At 71.2% G+C, this 18399-nt stretch carries 12 protein-coding genes and 1 riboswitch; of the genes, 8 read left to right on the top strand and 4 right to left on the bottom strand.

All coding sequences use genetic code 11. The annotated features are described in order from the left end of the window. Window positions 1-556 precede the first annotated feature (556 nt). Window positions 557-768: riboswitch (cobalamin riboswitch) on the top strand. A 120-nt stretch (window positions 769-888) separates the two neighbouring features. The 7 genes from metE (at window position 889) to QSK30_RS21515 (ending at window position 9084) form a co-directional block, all read left to right on the top strand. Then, window positions 889-3171, top strand: coding sequence for a 5-methyltetrahydropteroyltriglutamate--homocysteine S-methyltransferase (gene metE, locus QSK30_RS21545; protein WP_285505260.1), 2283 nt, complete (start codon window positions 889-891; stop codon window positions 3169-3171). A 119-nt stretch (window positions 3172-3290) separates the two neighbouring features. After that, window positions 3291-3605 (top strand): SIP domain-containing protein, encoded by a 315-nt coding sequence (locus QSK30_RS21540; protein ID WP_285505258.1) that lies wholly within the window; start codon window positions 3291-3293, stop codon window positions 3603-3605. Between the two features lie 197 nt (window positions 3606-3802). Next, window positions 3803-4960 (top strand): amidase domain-containing protein, encoded by a 1158-nt coding sequence (locus tag QSK30_RS21535; protein ID WP_285505256.1) that lies wholly within the window; start codon window positions 3803-3805, stop codon window positions 4958-4960. A gap of 41 nt (window positions 4961-5001) precedes the next feature. Next, entirely contained in the window at window positions 5002-5439 is a 438-nt protein-coding gene (locus QSK30_RS21530) for a Cif family virulence factor (RefSeq protein ID WP_285505254.1), read from the top strand. A gap of 222 nt (window positions 5440-5661) precedes the next feature. Further along, window positions 5662-6210, top strand: a complete 549-nt coding sequence (locus tag QSK30_RS21525) for a WxL domain-containing protein (RefSeq protein ID WP_285505252.1) — start codon at window positions 5662-5664, stop codon at window positions 6208-6210. 55 nt (window positions 6211-6265) lie between these two features. Continuing rightward, window positions 6266-7249 carry a hypothetical protein gene (locus QSK30_RS21520; RefSeq protein ID WP_285505251.1) on the top strand — a complete coding sequence of 328 codons (984 nt, stop codon included), beginning with the start codon at window positions 6266-6268 and terminating at the stop codon, window positions 7247-7249. Continuing rightward, window positions 7246-9084 (top strand): FG-GAP repeat domain-containing protein, encoded by a 1839-nt coding sequence (locus QSK30_RS21515; protein WP_285505249.1) that lies wholly within the window; start codon window positions 7246-7248, stop codon window positions 9082-9084. Before QSK30_RS21520 ends, QSK30_RS21515 begins: the two co-directional genes overlap by 4 nt. Window positions 9085-9782: 698 nt before the next feature. Here QSK30_RS21515 and QSK30_RS21510 read toward each other — a convergent pair. Genes QSK30_RS21510 through QSK30_RS21495 form a run of 4 tightly spaced genes read right to left on the bottom strand, consistent with a single transcriptional unit; the run spans window position 9783 to window position 16778 of the window. After that, the gene (locus QSK30_RS21510) at window positions 9783-10685 is read right to left on the bottom strand and encodes a universal stress protein (RefSeq protein ID WP_285505247.1); all 903 of its coding nucleotides are present in this window, start codon (window positions 10683-10685) and stop codon (window positions 9783-9785) included. Continuing rightward, the gene (gene mgtA / locus QSK30_RS21505; RefSeq protein WP_285505245.1) at window positions 10682-13315 is read right to left on the bottom strand and encodes a magnesium-translocating P-type ATPase; all 2634 of its coding nucleotides are present in this window, start codon (window positions 13313-13315) and stop codon (window positions 10682-10684) included. Before mgtA ends, QSK30_RS21510 begins: the two co-directional genes overlap by 4 nt. Continuing rightward, window positions 13312-14424 carry an acetate/propionate family kinase gene (locus QSK30_RS21500; protein WP_285505243.1) on the bottom strand — a complete coding sequence of 371 codons (1113 nt, stop codon included), beginning with the start codon at window positions 14422-14424 and terminating at the stop codon, window positions 13312-13314. The genes mgtA and QSK30_RS21500 overlap by 4 nt, the downstream gene beginning before the upstream one ends. Further along, entirely contained in the window at window positions 14400-16778 is a 2379-nt protein-coding gene (locus QSK30_RS21495; protein ID WP_502871862.1) for a phosphoketolase family protein, read from the bottom strand. The genes QSK30_RS21500 and QSK30_RS21495 overlap by 25 nt, the downstream gene beginning before the upstream one ends. Before the next feature lie 389 nt (window positions 16779-17167). On the opposite strand from QSK30_RS21495, the gene QSK30_RS21490 reads away from it, so the two are divergent. Continuing rightward, window positions 17168-17992, top strand: a complete 825-nt coding sequence (locus QSK30_RS21490) for a slipin family protein (RefSeq protein ID WP_285505240.1) — start codon at window positions 17168-17170, stop codon at window positions 17990-17992. Window positions 17993-18399 lie beyond the last annotated feature (407 nt).

The following is an 18399-nucleotide window of genomic DNA, read 5'->3' as shown; positions in this document are numbered from 1 at the left end:
CCACCGCTGCCGCCCCCGCCCGTGCGGCGGGGGCGGCACGGTTCGCCGGGCCCGCGGTCGAACCACACGACCTGGAGCACGCGCCCCGCCGCCGGGTCCAGCGCGGCGACGGCCGCCTCGGCCACGACCGCCAGCCGATCTGTCCACTGAGGACCATAGACGCCGGTGGCGTCCACCCTGGTCACCACGTCCGCCGCAGGTTCGGCACCGACGACCAGCGAGTCGCCGGTGAACCGCGCCCGCAGCACCGGGTGCGCCGCCACGACTGCCTCCACTGCAGCGACGAGCGGTCAAGGGCAGCCCGAACACCGCGGCGACCAGACTGGCCAGCATGGCTTCGCGTCCCGAAGCGCCCTGGTGGCCGCGCGATCCGGCTCGGGCAGTGCCGCGCGGTCCACGTTGCGGTTCACCGTGGTGGGCAGCGAATCCAGCAGCACGAACTCCGATGGCACTGTGTACTCCGGCAGCGCGCTCTTCGCCCACCCCGGCCAACTCGTCGACCGGTCCCGACAGGTGGGAACCGCGATTTCACCTGTCGAACGCGGCTTCCCAGCGCTATGGTCGAGGTGCCGTTGGTTCGCCCGGGTGTTCGCGCCCGTGGCGAGGCAACAGGGAACCCGGTGCGAGTCCGGGACTGCCCCGCAGCGGTGAGTGGGAACGACCGCCGTCATCAGCACTGGGCGCGATCCGCCTGGGAAGCGACGGCCACTAGGTCCGAGAGATCGGGTGCCCGCGAGTCCGAAGATCTGCCGACGGTGCGCGTGCCGACCGGTGCGCGCTGGTCCGGGGCCTCTCGGGTGGGCCCGCGCGACACGGCCCGGTCCTGGGCCGTCCTCGTGCTCCGCCCGTGCGCCCCGGGCTGTTCTTCGAGCTCGCGAGGAGAGAGCCGTGAACAATCCCCCCATCGGCGCCACCGTCCTGGGTTATCCGCGGATCGGGCCGAACCGGGAACTCAAGCGAGCGGTCGAGCGGTACTGGTCGGGCGCGCTGGACGAGTCCGGGCTGCGTTCGGTCGCGGCCGACCTGCGCGCGCGGACCTGGCACGAGCTGACCGACAGCGGGCTGGACTCGTTGCCGGGCAACACTTTCTCGTACTACGACCAGGTCCTCGACACCGCCGCGCTGTTCGGCGTCGTCCCGCGCCGCTACCGCGATCTGGGCCTGGGCGAGCTGGACACCTACTTCGCCATGGCCCGCGGCACCGCCGAGGTGGCGCCGCTGGAGCTGACCAAGTGGTTCGACACCAACTACCACTACCTGGTCCCGGAGATCGCCCTGGACACCACCTTCGCGCTGTCCGGTGACAAGCCGGTGGCGGAATACCTGGAAGCGCTGGCGCTCGGCGTGACCACGCGGCCGGTGCTGGTCGGGCCGGTGACCTTCCTGCTGCTGGCAAAGGCCGCGCCGGACGCGCCCGAGGGGTTCGCGCCGCTGGACCTGCTCGACAGCCTGCTCGACCGCTACGCCGAGCTGCTGGCGATCTTGGCCGGGGCGGGCGTGGGGTGGGTCCAGCTGGACGAGCCCGCGTTCGTGGCCGATCGCACCGGCGCCGAGCTGGCGGCGCTGCGCCGGGCCTACGACCGGCTCTCAGCGCTGTCCGACCGGCCGAGGCTGCTGGTCGCGGGTTACTTCGGCGACCTCGGCGACGCGCTGCCGGTCTTGGCCGACACCGCCGTCGAGGCGATCGCGGTGGACCTGGTGGCGGGGCCCCAGGCAGCCGAGCGGATCCCGACCATCACCGGGCTGCGGCGCAAGACCCTGGTCGCCGGTGTCATCGAGGGCCGCAACGTCTGGCGCGCGGACCTGCGGGCCGCCGCCACGTTGTGCGCGACGCTGCTCGGGTCGGCCGAGACGTTGGCGGTGTCGACCTCGTGCTCGCTGCTGCACGTGCCCTACGATCTCGACGCCGAACCCGACCTCGACCCGGCGCTGCGGAGCAGGTTCGCCTTCGCCCGGCAGAAGGTCGACGAGGTCGTCACGCTCGGCAAGGTGCTCAGCGGCGACGGTGTGGTCGTCGCCGAGGCGTTGGCGCGCTCTGGTGAGGAGGTGCGCCGCGGGGTCGCCGCCGCTCGCCGCGACGACGTCGTCCGCGCCCGCGTCGCCGCGCTCGAACCCACCGACCGGTCCCGCGCGCCCTACGCCGAGCGCGCCGCCGCGCAGGCCGAGCGGCTCGGGCTGCCGCCGTTGGCCACGACCACGATCGGTTCGTTCCCGCAGACCTCGGACGTGCGGCGGGCGCGGGCGGACCGGCGCAAGGGGATCATCGACGAGGCGGGTTACGACGAGCGGATGCGCGCGGAGGTCGAGCGGGTCATCCGGTTGCAGGAGGAGATCGGGCTCGACGTGCTGGTGCACGGCGAGCCCGAGCGCAACGACATGGTGCAGTACTTCGCCGAACAGCTCGACGGGTTCGCCCACACCGAGTTCGGCTGGGTGCAGTCCTACGGCTCGCGCTGCGTGCGCCCCCCGATCCTGCACGGCGACGTCTCCCGGCCCGCGCCGATGACGGTGCGCTGGAGCGCCTACGCCCAGTCGCTCACCGCGAAACCGGTCAAGGGAATGCTCACCGGCCCGGTGACCATCCTCGCGTGGTCGTTCGTCCGCGACGACCAGCCGTTGGCCGACACCGCCGACCAGGTCGCCCTCGCCCTGCGCGACGAGATCGCCGACCTGGCCGCCGCCGGGCTCGCGGTGGTCCAGGTCGACGAGCCCGCGCTGCGCGAGACCCTGCCGCTGCGCGCCGAGGACCGGAAGTGCTATCTGGACTGGGCGGTCGGCGCCTTCCGGCTCGCCACCGCGGGCGCGGCGCCCTCGACCCAGATCCACACCCACCTCTGCTACTCGGAGTTCGGCGAGGTGATCGGGGCCATCGACGGCCTCGACGCCGACGTCACCACCATCGAGGCCGCCCGCTCGCACATGGAGATCCTCGACGACCTCGCCGCCATCGGCTTCGCCCGCGGCGTCGGCCCCGGTGTCTACGACATCCACTCACCCCGCGTCCCCGACACCGCCGAACTGACCGCACTGCTGCGGGAGGCCGTGCGCGCGGTGCCCGCCGAACGCCTCTGGGGCAACCCGGACTGCGGCCTCAAGACCCGCCGCTACGCCGAGGTCAACCCCGCCCTGCGCAACCTCGTCACCGCCGCTCGAACGGTGCGCGGGGAGTAGGGACGCACGGCGGACCCAGGAGGCGGGCGGTCCGGTGTCGGGCCGCCCGCCTGTTGGTCTGCACGGCTGTTCGCAAATCAGGTAGGCCAACTTCGCGGAGGACGAGGCTCCTCCTCCCGGTGTCCGCACCGGACTCGCTGGCCCGGATGCCGAACCGGTCGACGGCGGTGTCCTACGCGCGCGACCTGATGATCTCCAAGAGCGAGCGGCCGGTCATCCGCGGCTACTCGATGCGGGCGTTCCACTTGGACGGGCCGCGGGGATCGGCTGTGCTGGCCGCCGCGGAGGCGTTGCCGGCGCCGGACAATTCCTGTGGCTGGACGGTGGGGGAGTCGGGGCTCGCGGTCGCCGTGCGCGGGCATTGGGTCCGCTCGGGCCCGCCCAAGGACCGCACGATGTTCTGCGGCTACTGGAAGGCCACCCGGGCGCACTGAAACCAATCACCGGCGGGTGCATTTCCTTAGGGTGCGACGGGTGATGTCCGACCACTTCCGCTCGAATGGGGTAAGCCAATTGGCGGATTGTCTTTCCCTGGGCAGGCTGCGAGCTTGGATGGCGAGGGGTGATATTTCGAGCGTCAAACCTTCCTTTAGGAGGAAGTGTGCGGGGAAAATTAATAATTCCAATTGTATTGGCCGTCGTCGCGGGTACCGGGCTGAGTGGGGCACCAGCGCTGGCGACCCCAGGGGACGTCGTCGCGGCCGACCAGGCGCAACTCGTCACGCTCGCGCGGCGCTACCTCCAGGACCGCGCTGACCGGTTGACCGCCCCGGACGGGGTCACCACGCACCGGCTCACCTCGGTCGCGGTCGACGCCGCGGTCGGCGCGGAACTCGCGGGGGACCTGGCCGCCATCGATGCCAGGCGGACCCTGCTGCGCAAGGTCAACGGCGGGCACACCCGCGCGGAGGTGGCGGTGCTCCACCCGGTGTTCGACGCCCGCGGGAGCAGCGTCGACGTGGCGTTCACCGAGCACACGAAGCTGTACTTCGCCCGCGCCCTACCGGACGCGCCGAAGTACGAGGAGTACGGCGTGGACCGTCGGCTCACCTTCCAGGCGACCCCGAACGGGTGGCGGCTGACCGGCGACGTGGTCGATCTCGCCCAGGGCGAGCTCGCGCCGGACACCGATCCCGCCGCAGCGCCCGCGGTGGTCGAGAACAGCGGCGCGAAGCGGCCGAACACCGCCGTGGACCGCCCCACCGAGGCCCAACTGCGCGCCGCGCCCGCGGCGGCGGCCAAGCCCGGGATCGCGGCGGGCACCTCGACGGTCCTCTACGACTACAGCGCCATGCTGAACTACGCGAACCAGTACTGGGGGCCCAGCGACTCGAACTACAACGGCTCCTACCGGACCTACGGCGGCAACGGCGGCGACTGCACCAACTTCGTCTCCCAGATCACCAGGTACGGCGGGTGGTCGACGGTGGGGTCGTGGCCGGGCGACAGCCGGGCGGACAACTCGAAGTGGTTCTACGGCAGCTTCACCTGGACGACCAGCTACTCGTGGCCCGCCGCGGAGAACTGGTACTGGTTCGCCGCGCACGAATCCGGGCGCACGAGCTATCTTGACAACGTGTGGAAAATGTTGGTGACGGATGTTCTCCAGGTCGACTTCGACCGGGACAACAACATCAGCCACTCGTTGTTCGTCACCGGCAGGTCGGGCTCCGGCCAATACGCCAATGAGCTGTACGTGACCTACCACAGCAACAACACGCACAACAAGCCGCTGAGCAGCTTCATCGCCTCGGCGCCGGACGCCTGGTACTACGCGCACCGGACCTGAGCCCGCTGAGACCGAGCCCACCGAACCCGAGGTATCGCACAGTGCGCCACCCAGCCCACTGGAACCGGCGAGGGCTGTTCACCGCCCTCGCCGGTCTCGGCCTGCTCACCGCGTGCGCGGGCACCGCCGCCGAGACCGGCGCGGACGCCCCGCGCGCCGCCGTCGACGCCTACGTCCAGGCCCTCAACGCGCGTGACACCGCGGCGATGCAGCGGCTCGCGCCCCCGGGCAACGACGCCACCGAGGACGTGCGCCGTCGCATCGAGGACGACGGTGGCCAGGACATCCGGCTCGTCGGCGCCGACATCTCGAGCGAGCTCTCCCCGGACGTGGCCGCGGCCCGGCTCAGCGGCACCGGTTCGGCCGGGGAGTACGTCGAGCGGCTGACGCTGACCCGCCAGGACGACCGGTGGTACGTCGTGCTCGGCCAGGCCGGGCAAGACCCGGCGAAACGGCCCGCGGCGACCACCCCCGGCTAGGGCGGGGCGCGGGCCGGTCCACACCCACAGACCGTGACAATCGGACCTGATCGCGGGTGAGATCGAAAGAAAACCAGGCTTTCCTTGGCATTGCGCAGGTCGGAAACGGTGATCGGTAACCGTGAGTGTCATTCTTGTGATCCATTTACTGAATTCGCAAATGGTGGTTAATTGCCGCGACACGTGGTAAGTTCGCATTTCACCCACGAATTCAGGAGGACCATGAATCGAAGAGGCATCGCCGCGCTTGCCCTGGCAGGCGCGACTGCGGGAGTGGCATTCACCGCCCTTCCCGCGAACGCGGCCGACACGACCGTGACATTCACCACGACCGGCGGCGCCCTCACGATCACCGCCGCCGCGACGGCCACCCTGACCGGTGGCTCCACCGCTCCGGGCGGAACCGTCAACGGTCCACTCGGGACAGTGACGGTGAATGACGCGCGCGGGACCGCCGCGGGCTGGCTGGCCAGCGTGTACTCCACCACCGGGTTCACCGGACCGGGCAGTGTCGCCATCACCAACGCGGGGGTCACCTACACCCCGGGCGCCACCACCGCGACGTCCGCGCCCGGCACGCCGGTCGTCACCGCCGGGACCGCCGGGTCCCCCGGGGCGAGCGCGGTCGCCGCGCTCACCGCCTACACCTACGCCAACACCACCGCCGGGGGTAACACGATCTCCTGGAATCCGACGCTCGCCGTCGCCATTCCGCTGACCGCCGTGGCGGGCACCCTCTACACCGGGACGATAAGCCATCAGGTCGCCTAAGTCCCTGTCCCGAGTGCTCGTGCCACTTCTGCTGGCCGCGATCAGCAGCGCTGGCATGAGCACCTCGGCTCGCGCCGACGAGCCGGACAACGCCATCGGGATCAAACTCCTCGAGGCGCCGGTGAGCCGTCGTGACGACCCCCGCGCGCAGAACTACATCGTCGATCACCTGGCACCCGGTGCCGTGATCAAACGGGCCGTGCAGATCACCAACAGCTCGTCGACGGTCCGCCGGATCGAGGTCTTCCCCGGTGCGGCGCGGGTCACCGACAACGCCTTCGAGCTGATGCCCGGTCGCGCGGTCAACGAGCTGACGAATTGGATCTCGGTCGACAAGGGCCAACTCGACCTCGATCCGGGAAAGAGCGCCCGCGTGCTGGTCACCATCAGGGTCGACCCCATCGCCGCCCCCGGCGAGCGGTTCGCCGTCGTCTGGGCGCAGACCAGCGCGCCGTTCGACGGCGCGGACGCGGTCCTGCTGACCAGCCGGGTCGGGATCCGCACCTACCTCGACGTCGGCGCGGGCGGCGAGCCCGCCTCCGACTTCGCCGTCAGCGGCCTGACCCCCGTGCGCGGCCAGGACGGCCGACCGCAGGTACTGGCCACCGTGCACAACACCGGTGGCCGCGCGGTCGACCTGGCCGGTGACATGGCCCTCTCGGACGGGCCGGGCTCGCTGAGCGCGGGTCCGTTCCCCGCCACCCTGGGCACCACCCTGCTGCCCGACGGCACCGCCGCGGTGCAGATCATGCTGGACAGCAGGCTGCCGGACGGACCGTGGACCGCGCGGCTCACGCTGCGCAGCGGTGCCCTCGAGCGCACCGTGACCGCCACCATCACCTTCCCCTCCGCCGCGGGCGCGACCGGGGCGACCGTCGCGCCGGACACCTGGTTCGACCGCAACCGGCCGCTGCTGATCGGTCTGGCGATCGCCGTGCTCCTGCTCTTGGCGGTCCTGGTCTACCTGCTCGTGCGCCGCCGCAAGTCCGACCGCCATCCCCCCCGAGTGGCCGATCTCGAGCCGCTCGGGAGGTCTTGACCGAGCGGGCCCAACGCGCGAGGAGAGCGCGGTGGGCCGAACTCGGAGTGGTCGCCGCGCTCGTGGCGACAGCGCTGGTGTCCCTCAGCCCCGCGGCGGGGGCGGTCACGACGCCCACCTTCGCCACGGCCGTCCTCTACACCACCGGTGCCAGTCCGTTCGGGCTCGTGACGCGCGACTTCAACGGCGACGGCAGGCTCGACCTGGCCGTGGCCAACAGCGGCACGACGTCGGTGTCGGTGTTGACCGGCAACGCGAACGGCACCTTCAACACCAAGGTCGACTACACCACCGGGACGTTCCCGTACGCCATCGCGCTCGCCGACGTCAACAACGACACCCGGGCCGACATGGCGGTGGTCAACAGCTCGTCCAACACCGTCTCGGTGCTGACCGGCAACGCGAACGGCACGTTCAACACCAAGGTCGACTACGCCACCGGCACCAGCCCGTACGGCGTCGCGATGAGCGACCTCAACAACGACAACCGCCCCGACATCGTGGTGGCCAACAACAACGCCAGCACGGTGTCGGTCCTGATCAACAGCGGCACCGGCACCTTCGCGGCCAAGGTCGACTACACCGACGGCGCGGGCGCCGGACCGCGCGGCATCGCGCTCGCGGACTTCAACGGCGACAACCGCCCCGACATCGTGGTCACCAACGGCTCGGCGAGCACCGTGTCGGTGTTCCTCAACAGCGGCACCGGCACCTTCGCCGCCAGGGTGAACTACACCGTGGGCAGCAGCCCGTACTCGGTCGCGGTCGCCGACTTCAACGGCGACACCCGCCCCGACCTCGCCGTCACCAGCAGTGGCCCGAACACGGTGTCGGTGTTGACGGGCAACGCCAACGGCACCTTCAACGCCAAGGTCGACTACGCCACGGGTGTGTTCCCCTATGGCGTCACCGCGGCCGACGTCAACAGCGACGCGGTCCTGGACCTGGTGGTGGCCAACAACAGCCCGAACACCCTGTCCGTGCTGACCGGCAACGCGGGCGGCACGTTCAACGCCAAGGTCGACTTCTCGGTCGGCAGCAGTGGGCCGTACTCCGTGGTGGCAGGCGACTTCAACGCCGACGGCCGCGGCGACATGGCGGTCACCAACCAGTACGGGCCCAACCTGTCCGTCCTGCTCTCCACCACCGTGTCGGCACCGACGATCACCAGCGCGAACAGCACGACGTTCGCGGTCAGCGTGCCCGGCACCTTCACCGTCACGACCACCGGGTTCCCCACCCCCACCGTCACCAAGACCGGCACCCTGCCCACCGGTGTGACCTTTGTGGACAACGGGAACGGCACGGCCACGCTCGCCGGGACCCCGACGACCGCGGGGACCTACCCGCTGACCATCACGGCCCACAACACCTCCGGCACGGACGCCACCCAGTCCTTCACGCTCACCGTGACCGCGGGGACCCTGTCGATCACCGCACCGGCCACGAAGAACCTGGGCGCCATCGTGATCGGCGCCACCGGCAGCGCCGCCCTGGGCGCCATCCAGGTCATCGACAACCGCGGCAGCGCGAGCGCGGCTTGGACCAGCACTGTCTCGTCCACCACGTTCACCACCACGGGAGGCACGGTCGCGCTGGCCAACGTGAAGTACTGGTCCGGCACCGCAACCGCGACAACCGGCACCGGGACCTTCACCCCCGGCCAGACGACCGCAGGCGCGGCGCAGGTCCTCACGACATCGCGCACGGCCTTCACGCTCACCAGCGGGAGTGGCGCGAACCAGGCGACCTGGAACCCAACCCTGGTCGTGTCAGTACCGCTGACTTCGGTCGTGGGCACCTACACGGCCACCGTCACCCACTCGGTCGCCTGACACGATTGCGAACTAAGAGCATCAGGTCCGACTGGGGCTAGTCCTAAGTGGACAAAAATGGTCGGGAGCGGTGTGAACCATCAGCAGCGGAGAGCGCGCCAACCCCGCTGGTAGCAAGAGAACCCCGACCCCGCCAGAACACAACAGGTTCCCGCCCCCATCAATCCGCAGCGATGAGGCCGACCCGCTGGAAAGCAAGTCCCGCTACGGATGCTCGATCTAGTGGACTCGCTTCGTGTGGGGGAGGAGTGCCGCTAAACTTGCCGTGTGGTGGGGATGTCCTTCACCCGCCCTTTTTTCGCCACCGCGGTGCTCTAGGGGCCCCGCGCGAAGTGAGTTCACTAGATCGAGCCCCCAGCTTTTCCTCGGGCAGCCCCCACGATGAGCCGCCGAAGACGGTCGACCGTAGGTCGGCGTGCGGCACACCCCACGAGCTGCCCGAGTAAAGCGGAGGCTCGATTGGCTGGACTGTCTTCGCGTGGGGCCCCTAGGCGACCGCGTGGGGAAAAAGCGTGGGGAGAAGGGCATCCCCACCACTGAGGCAAGTTTAGCGGTCGCCTCCCCCCACACGAAGGCAGTCCACCCAATCAAGCACTGGCGTAGCGGGTGTTGCGTACCAGCGGGCATGGGCTCAGAGAGTGCGAGAACTCGTTGGTGCCGGCCTGGATGAGTCCTGTTTGTACAGTTTGGCCCCGGGGTCAGCGGGCGGAGTGGACCACCAGCAGCGGGCACGGCGCGTGGTAGATCAGCGCCTGGCTGGTCGAGCCGTGCAGCATGCCGGTGAAACCGCCGTGGCCCCGGCTGCCGACCACCAGGAGCCGGGCGTCCTCGGCGCCGGCCAACAGAGCCCGCACCGGCCTGTCCCGGCTGACGACACGATTCACCGTCACGTCCGGGTACTTCTCCTGCCAGCCCGCCAGGCGTTCGGCGAGCACCTCGCGTTCGCTGTTCTCCATCGCGTCCCAGTCGACGTCGAACTGGTTGGCGTAGGTGTGGGCGGTGACCGTCTCGAAGTCGGTCCACGCGTGCACGGCGACCAGTTCGGCGTCGTGCGTGGAGGCGTGCTCGAAGGCCGTCGCCAGGGCGGGCTCGCTGGTGGGGGTGCCGTCGACGCCCACGACCACCGGGCCATCGGTCGGTGGGGCCTCGTCGGCGGTGCGGCCGCGGATCACCGCCACCGGGCACTGGCCCTGGGCGGTGAGGGCGACGGCCGTGGAACCGACCAGGATGCCGCTGAAGCCGCCCAGGCCGCGGGAACCGAGCACGACCAGGCCCGCCTTGGCGGACTCCGACACCAGTGCGGGAACCGCGTCCGCGGCCAGCAGTTCGGTGTCGATCTGAAGGGTCGGGTGCACCGCCAGCAACTCCTCGCGCAGTGCGCCCAGCATGCGTTGGCCATCGGCCTCGACCGCTTCGAAGAAGCCGTGCGGGGCGCCGAACCCGCCCGCGTGGGCGTACGCGGCGATGTCCACCGCGTGCAGCAGGCGCAGCGGTACCTGCCTGTGGGCGGCTTCGGTCGCGGCCCACAGGGCGGCGTGGTGCGCCGAGACCGATCCGTCCACACCGGCGACCACTGGTGGGCGCGACATGGTGTCCTTCATCGGGGAACTCCTGTTCGTCGTGGCGTGGGGGTGGCCGTGCTGAACCGCCGGGCGCGGCGCCGGAGCCCACGCGACGCCGGGGGCACTGCCGGTGGCGGAACCGGTTGCGCGCGGTAGAAGTAGCGCTTGCCGATCTCGATCAGCACCAGGTAGCCCACCACCATGCCCGCCAGCAACGCGTAGAACGCGGGTGGCAGCGGTCGGAAGCCCAGGGCGTGCGCGATCGGGGTCGCGGGCAGGACCGCGCCGATGACGGCCACGCCGACCGCCGAGAGGGCCAGTGGGAGACTGGGGTGGCTGCGGAAGAACGGGACGGTCCTGGTGCGGATCGCGAAGATCACCAGGGTCTGGGTGGCCAGCGACTCGACGAACCAGCCGGTGTGGAACTCCTCGGGCCCGGCGTGCAGCACCCACAGCAGCAGCCCGAAGGTGGCGAGGTCGAACACCGAGCTGAGCGGGCCGAAGCGCAGCATGAACCGGCGGATGAACGCGATGTCCCAGTGCGACGGTCGGCGCAGCTGCTCCTCGTCGACGTGGTCGGTGGGGATGGCGAGCTGGCTGGTGTCGTAGAGCAGGTTGTTGAGCAGGATCTGCGAGGGCAGCATCGGCAGGAACGGCAGGAACAGCGACGCCACCGCGGCCGAGGCCATGTTGCCGAAGTTGCTGGAGGTGCCCATCAGCACGTACTTGATGGTGTTGGCGAAGATCCGCCTGCCCTCCACGACACCGTCGGCCAGCACGCCGAGGTCCTTGTCGAGCAGGATCACGTCGGCGGCGTCCTTGGCCACGTCGGTGGCCGAGTCGACCGAGACGCCCACGTCGGCGGCGTGCAGGGCGAGCGCGTCGTTGACCCCGTCGCCGAGGAACGCCACCCCGGTCGCGCCGCGCCGCCGGACCCGCACGATCCGGGCCTTGTGCTCGGGGCCCACCCGGGCGAAGACCGTGGTCTCGGGGATCGCGGCGGCGAGCGCGTCGTCGTCGAGGGCGTCGATGTCGGCGCCGGTGAGCGCGCCGCCCCCGGCCAGCCCGAGGTCGCGGCAGACCTTGACGGCGACGGCGGCGTTGTCGCCGGTGACGACCTTCACCGCGATGCCGAGGTCGGCCAGCCTGCGCAGCGCCGCGGCGGCGTCCCGCTTCGGCGGGTCGAGGAAGACCAGGAACCCGCTCAACCGCAGGCCCCGCTCGTCCTCCGGAGTCAGCGCCGTGCGGTCGCCCATCGGCCGCACCGCCACCGCGACCACCCGGTTCCCGGCTGCGAACTCCGCCGCGAGGGCGTCGCGCGCCTTGGCGGGCACGGCCACGCAGCGCTCCAGCACGGTCTCCGGCGCGCCCTTGGTGACCATGGTCGAGGCGCCCGCGGCGTCGCGGGTGAGCACGGAGACCATCCGGCGGTCGTGGTCGAACGGCAGGGTGGCCACCGGCGTGGTGGTCGGCAGCCCGGCCGCGGCGGGTGCTGCCCACAGGGCTTGGTCCAGCGGACTCCCGCCGCCTGTTCGCGCCGCCGCCTCGGTGCACGACAGGCCCCACCGCAGGACTTCCGCAGATGTGTCGCTAGCGCCGGGGACCGCGCGCACGTACTGGACCCGGCCCTCGGTGAGGGTCCCGGTCTTGTCGGTGAACAGCACGTCGACGTTGCCCAGGTCCTCGATGCACACCAGCCGCTTGACCAGCACCCGGCGGCGGCTCATCCGGCGCGACCCGGCGGCGAGGCTGGTGGAGACCACCGCGGGCAGCAGCTGCGGGGTGATGCCGACCGCGATCGCCAGCGAGAACAGCAGCGCGTCCAGGATCGGCTTGTCCAGCAGGATGTTCGCCAGGAAGATCGCCGTGGTGAGCGCGCCCCCGACGTAGACCAGCAGCAGCGAGAACTTGCGCAGCCCGACCTGGAACTCGGTGTCGAGCGGGTGGGTGTCCAGCCCGGCGGCGATCGAGCCGAACCGGGTGCGGGCGCCGGTGGCGACCACGACGCCGACCCCCGAGCCCGCCCGGACCACGGTGCCCATCAGCGCCGCCCCGGACAGGTCGGCCAGCGGCGTGCCGGGCGGTACCGGGCCGGTGGACTTGTCGACCGGCAGGGACTCGCCGGTCAGCACGGACTCGTCGCACTCCAGGCCGGTGACCGAGAGCAGCCGCAGGTCGGCCGGGACGACATCGCCCAGCCGCAGCTCCACCACGTCGCCGGGCACCAGGCCGGTGACGTCCACAGTGGACCGGACACCGTCCCGGAGCACGCCGCTGCCGTGCCGGATCCGGGAGTGCAGGGCCTCGGCGGCCCGCTCGGCGCGGTACTCGTTGGCGCAGCCCAGCCCCACCGAGACGAGCACGATCGCGGCGATGATAATCGCGTCGCCGCGCTGGCCGAACAGGGCCGAGGCCACTGCCGCGGCCAACAGCAGGCCGAGCAGCGGAGAGCGGAGTTGGTGCCACAGCACGGGGAGCAGCCGGGCGCGGTGCGACGACACCGCGTTCGGGCCCCACTTCGCCTGCCCGCGCAGTACCTCCTCGGCCGTGCGGCCGAGCTCGGCGATGACGCCGAGTTCGGCGAGCACGTCGGCGGCGGGGCGGGACGCGGCCGTCACGATGTCGTCGGGCGCTCCCGCCCGGGTGGTGTCGACCCTGGTGGCGGTCATCGGGGCGCACGCTCGGACAGGAGCCTGGTCTCGTGGGCGATCTGCAAGTCCTCGCGGGCGGCGACCACCACCGTGCGCACGGCGGCCCCCGGCGCGCTGATGTCGGTGTCGCCCGACGCGGACCGGTTACCCGCCGGATCTATTGCCACACCGAGGAAAGCGAGCCGGTCTGTCGCGCGAGCGCGTACGGTCGCGGAGTTCTCGCCGACCCCGCCGGTGAACGCGAGCACGTCCAAGCCGCCGATCGCCGCCGCCATCGAGGCGATCCCGGCGACCAGTCGGTGGGTGTAGACCGCCAACGCCAGCAATGCGTCTGGCGCGCCGCGGCCGGCGGCCGCCTCGACCTCCCGCAGGTCCGCGCTACCCGCCAGCGCGACGAGCCCGGACCGGTGTTCCAGGGCCGTTGCCACCTCGTGCGCCGAGAGGCCGCCGTGCTCCTGCAACCACAGCACGAGCCCCGGATCGACGGTGCCGGATCGGGTCGCCATGACCAGGCCCTCCAACGGGGTGAAACCCATTGTCGTGTCGACACCCCGACCGTCGAGCACGGCCGCCAGGGACGCGCCCGCGCCCAGGTGGCAGGTCACCACGCGGAGCCCGGCCCGCGGCCGGTCCAGCATCCGGGCGGCTCGCTGGGAGCAGTAGGCGTGGGACAGGCCGTGGAACCCGTAGCGCCGGATCGCGTAGCGCTCGCGCCACTCTGCCGGCACCGCGTAGGTCGCGGCGGCGGCGGGCATACCGGCGTGGAACGCGGTGTCGAAGCACGCGACCGCGGGCACGCCCGGCAACAGCGTTGTCACCTCGTCGAGCGCGGTCAGCGCGGCGGGTTGGTGCAGCGGCGCGAGATCGGTCAGCTCTTCCAACCTCGCGCGGACCTCGTCGTCAACGCGCACCGGGCCGGTGTACTCGGTGCCCCCGTGCACGATCCGGTGCCCGACGACGTCCGGCCGCTCCCAGCCGCGCAGCGCGCAGGCGAGACCGGCCGGGCTGGTCGGCTCGGCCGCGCGCAGCACCGCGTCGTCGTGGTCGAGCAGGCGCAGCTTCAGGCTCGACGAACCGGCGTTGACCACGAGCACCCGCACGGTCAGCCCCCAGCCCGCAGGGTCCACCCGGCGATCGCCGGGTCGTCCTCGCCGTGCTCCCGGGTGTACCGGCGCGCCGCCGCGCGGTTGTCGGCCATCCGCTGGCGCAGCTCGGCCGCGTTCTCCCGCAGGGTGGGCACCCGGTCGATCACGTCCATCACCAGGTGGAAGCGGTCCAGGTCGTTGAGCATCACGTTGTCGAACGGGGTGGTCGTGGTGCCCTCCTCCTTGTACCCGCGCACGTGCAGGTTGCGGTGGTTGGCCCGCCGGTAGGTCAGCAGGTGGATCAGCGACGGGTAGCCGTGGAAGGCGAAGACCACCGGCTTGTCGGTGGTGAACACCGCGTCGAAGTCCACATCGGACATCCCGTGCGGGTGCTCGGACGCCGATTGCAGGCGCATCAGGTCGACCACGTTGACCACCCGCACCCGGAGCTCGGGCAGGTGCGTGCGCAGCAGGTCGGCCGCGGCCACCGCCTCCAGGGTCGGGACGTCGCCCGCGCAGGCGAGCACGACGTCCGGCTCACCGCCGCCGTTGCCCGCCCACGGCCAGATGCCCACCCCGCGCGCGCAGTGCGCGACGGCGGCGTCGATGTCCAGGTAGGTCAGCGCCGGTTGCTTGCCCGCGACGATGACGTTCACGTAGTCCTTGCTGCGCAGGCAGTGGTCGGTCACCGACAGCAGGGTGTTGGCGTCCGGCGGCAGGTACACGCGGACGATCTCGGATTTCTTGTTCACCACGTGGTCGATGAACCCGGGGTCCTGGTGGGAGAAGCCGTTGTGGTCCTGGCGCCAGACGTGCGAGGACAGCAGGTAGTTGAGCGAGGCGATCGGCGCCCGCCAGGGGATGCCGCGGCTGGTCTTGAGCCACTTGGCGTGCTGGTTGAGCATCGAGTCGACGATGTGGATGAACGCCTCGTAGCAGTTGAACAGCCCGTGCCTGCCGGTGAGCAGGTAGCCCTCCAGCCAGCCCTGGCACAGGTGCTCGGAGAGCACCTCCATCACCCGGCCGTCCCGCGCGAGGTGGTCGTCGCCGGGCAGCGTCTCGGCGTTCCAGGCCCGGTCGGTCCGCTCGAACACCGACCCCAGCCGGTTCGACGCGGTCTCGTCCGGGCCCATGATCCGGAACCGGTCGGTGTTGCCCGCGACGACGTCGCGCAGGAACCCGCCCAGCACCCGGGTCGCCTCGCTGGACTCGACCGCCGGGCGCTCGACCGGCACCGCGTGGTCGCGGAAGTCCGGCATGGACAGTTCACGCAGCAGCCGCCCGCCGTTGGCGTGCGGGTTCGCGCTCATCCGCTTGGTGCCCGCGGGCGCCTGGGCGCGCAGGTGGGGGAGCAGCCTGCCGGAGTCGTCGAACAGCTCCTCCGGCCGGTAGCCGCGCAGCCACTCCTCCAGCATCGCGCGGTGCTCGGGATTGGTCCTGGTCGCGGCCAGCGGGACCTGGTGCGCGCGGAAGGTCCCCTCGACCGCGACGCCGTCGACCTCCTTCGGGCCGGTCCACCCCTTGGGGGTGCGCAACACGACCATCGGCCACGCCGGGCGCTCGGTGCTCAGCCCCGTGCGGGCGGCCCCCTGGATCGCGGCGATGCGGTCGAACACCCGGTCCAGCGTCGTGGCCAGCAGCCGGTGCACGGTGGCCGGGTCGTCGCCGGTGACGAAGTGCGGCTCGTAGCCGTAGCCGCGCAGCAGCGCGGCCAGCTCGGGCTCCGGGATCCGGGCCAGCACCGCCGGGTTGGCGATCTTGTAGCCGTTGAGGTGCAGCACCGGCAGCACCGCGCCGTCGGTCACCGGGTTGAGGAACTTGTTCGAGTGCCAGCTCGCCGCCAGCGGGCCGGTCTCGGCCTCGCCGTCACCGACCACGCAGAGCGCCACCAGGTCGGGGTTGTCGAACACCGCGCCGAAGGCGTGCACGAGCGCGTAGCCGAGCTCGCCGCCCTCGTGGATCGACCCGGGTGTCTCGGGGGCCACGTGGCTGGGGATACCGCCGGGGAAGGAGAACTGCCGGAACAGCTTGCGCAGGCCGTCCTCGTCCTGGGTGATGTCGGGGTAGACCTCGCTGTAGGTGCCCTCCAGGTAGGCGTTGGCCACCAGCCCGGGGCCGCCGTGGCCGGGACCGGTCACGTACAGCACGTCCAGCCCGCGCCGGGAGATCACCCGGTTCAGGTGCGCGTAGAGCAGGTTCAGGCCGGGGGTGGTGCCCCAGTGCCCCAGCAGGCGGGGCTTGACGTGCTCGGCCAGCAGGGGCTCGCGCAGCAGGGGGTTGGCCAGCAGGTAGATCTGCCCGACCGAGAGGTAGTTGGCCGCGCGCCAGTAGGCGTCGAGCAGCTCGAGGTCCTTGCGGTCGATGACCGGGACCGGTCCGTGGTCGTGGGTGGACAGCACAGCAGTGCCTCCTCGCGGCGATCGCGCTCGTGGCGTGCCGTCCGGGGGCCGGGGACGGTGGTGGGTGTCGAATGAGGCGAGTCGTGTCGCATCGGTTGATCGCGAAACGCGGGCACAAGAGGTGCACTCGGTCCTCCGACACTACGCCCCCGCGCCCGCGCCCACCGGGCGGCCCGCGCGCGCCCCGGACCGGCCGCGGGGTTGCCGGGGCGGCGTAGCGTGGGTGCTACCGGGAGTCCGTCGAGCGCCGAGCCGACGCCCCCTCGGTCATCGGATCGGTCGCTGACCGGACGAGACCACCCGACACGCCGTCGGCTCCGCCCGGGCGTACCCGCCCCCGGCGCCCCGTGACGACCCGACCGCCCGCACCGCGGGCTGAGGACACCATGACCGCCTTCGTCATCGCCGCCATCGTCTTGGTCGCCCTGCTGCTGCTGGGCTCCGGCGTCCGGATGGTGCAGCAGTACGAGCAGGGGATCGTCTTCCGCTTCGGCAGGCTGCTGCCCACCATCCGCCAACCCGGCCTGCAACTGATCGTCCCGCTGGTCGACCGGCTGCGGAAGGTCTCCATGCAGACGATCGTGATGGGCATCCCGGCCCAGGGCGCGATCACCCGGGACAACGTCACACTGACCGTGGACGCGGTCGTCTACTACCGGGTGATCGACCCGGTCAAGGCCATCATCAACGTCCAGCACTACCCGACCGCGGTCTCCCAGGTCGCCCAGACCTCCCTGCGCTCGGTGATCGGCCGCGCGGACCTGGACACGCTGCTGTCCGACCGCGACCAGGTCAACGCCGAGCTCAAGGCGGTCATCGACGCCCCGACCGAGGGCCCGTGGGGACTGAGCATCGAGCGCGTCGAAGTCAAGGACATCGCACTACCGGAGACCATGAAGCGCTCGATGTCCCGACAGGCCGAGGCCGAACGGGAACGCCGCGCCCGAGTCATCGCCGCTGACGGGGAATTCCAGGCCTCGACCAAGCTCGCCCAGGCCGCGGCGGCGATGGGCGACACCCCGGGGGCACTGCAACTGCGCTTGTTGCAAACGGTCGTGGACGTCGCCGCCGATAAGAACAGCACCCTGGTGATGCCGTTCCCGGTCGAGCTGCTCCGCTTCTTCGACCGGGCCACCGGAACCGGCGAGACCCAGACCGCGGCCCGACCACCGGTAGAGGAGACCAACGGCCACCCCGCTACCGTCCGGTGACCACCACCACCACGCTCGCTGCGAATCTAAAGTCCACTTAGGACTATTGTTGCTGTCGCTGGCACGCAAGAGAATTCCCGACCACGCTGGCACGCAACAGGTTCCCGGCCCCGCCGGAACGCAAGAGAATCCCCCCGCTGGTGCCGCAGCAGATAGGCCAACCACGCTGGAACGCGACAAGATCCCAGCTCGGCTGGAAAGCACAGGTTCCCGCCCCGCTGGTACCGCAGCGGCAGGCTGGCCCCGCTGGCACTCGACAGGGTCCCGTCCCCCCACCAATCCGCAGCGGTGAGGCCGACCCCGCTGGTACGCAAGTCCCGTTACGGATGCTCGATCTAGTGGACTCGCTTCGTGTGGGGGGAGAGTGCCGCTAAACTTGCCGTGGGTGGGGATGCCCTTACCCTGCC

Origin of the sequence: Actinokineospora sp. NBRC 105648 (genome assembly GCF_030269645.1) — a bacterium.
In the GTDB taxonomy this organism is placed as follows: domain Bacteria; phylum Actinomycetota; class Actinomycetes; order Mycobacteriales; family Pseudonocardiaceae; genus Actinokineospora.
Note: the sequence above shows the minus strand (reverse complement) of the source record. Positions and strands in the feature narration are given on the sequence as shown.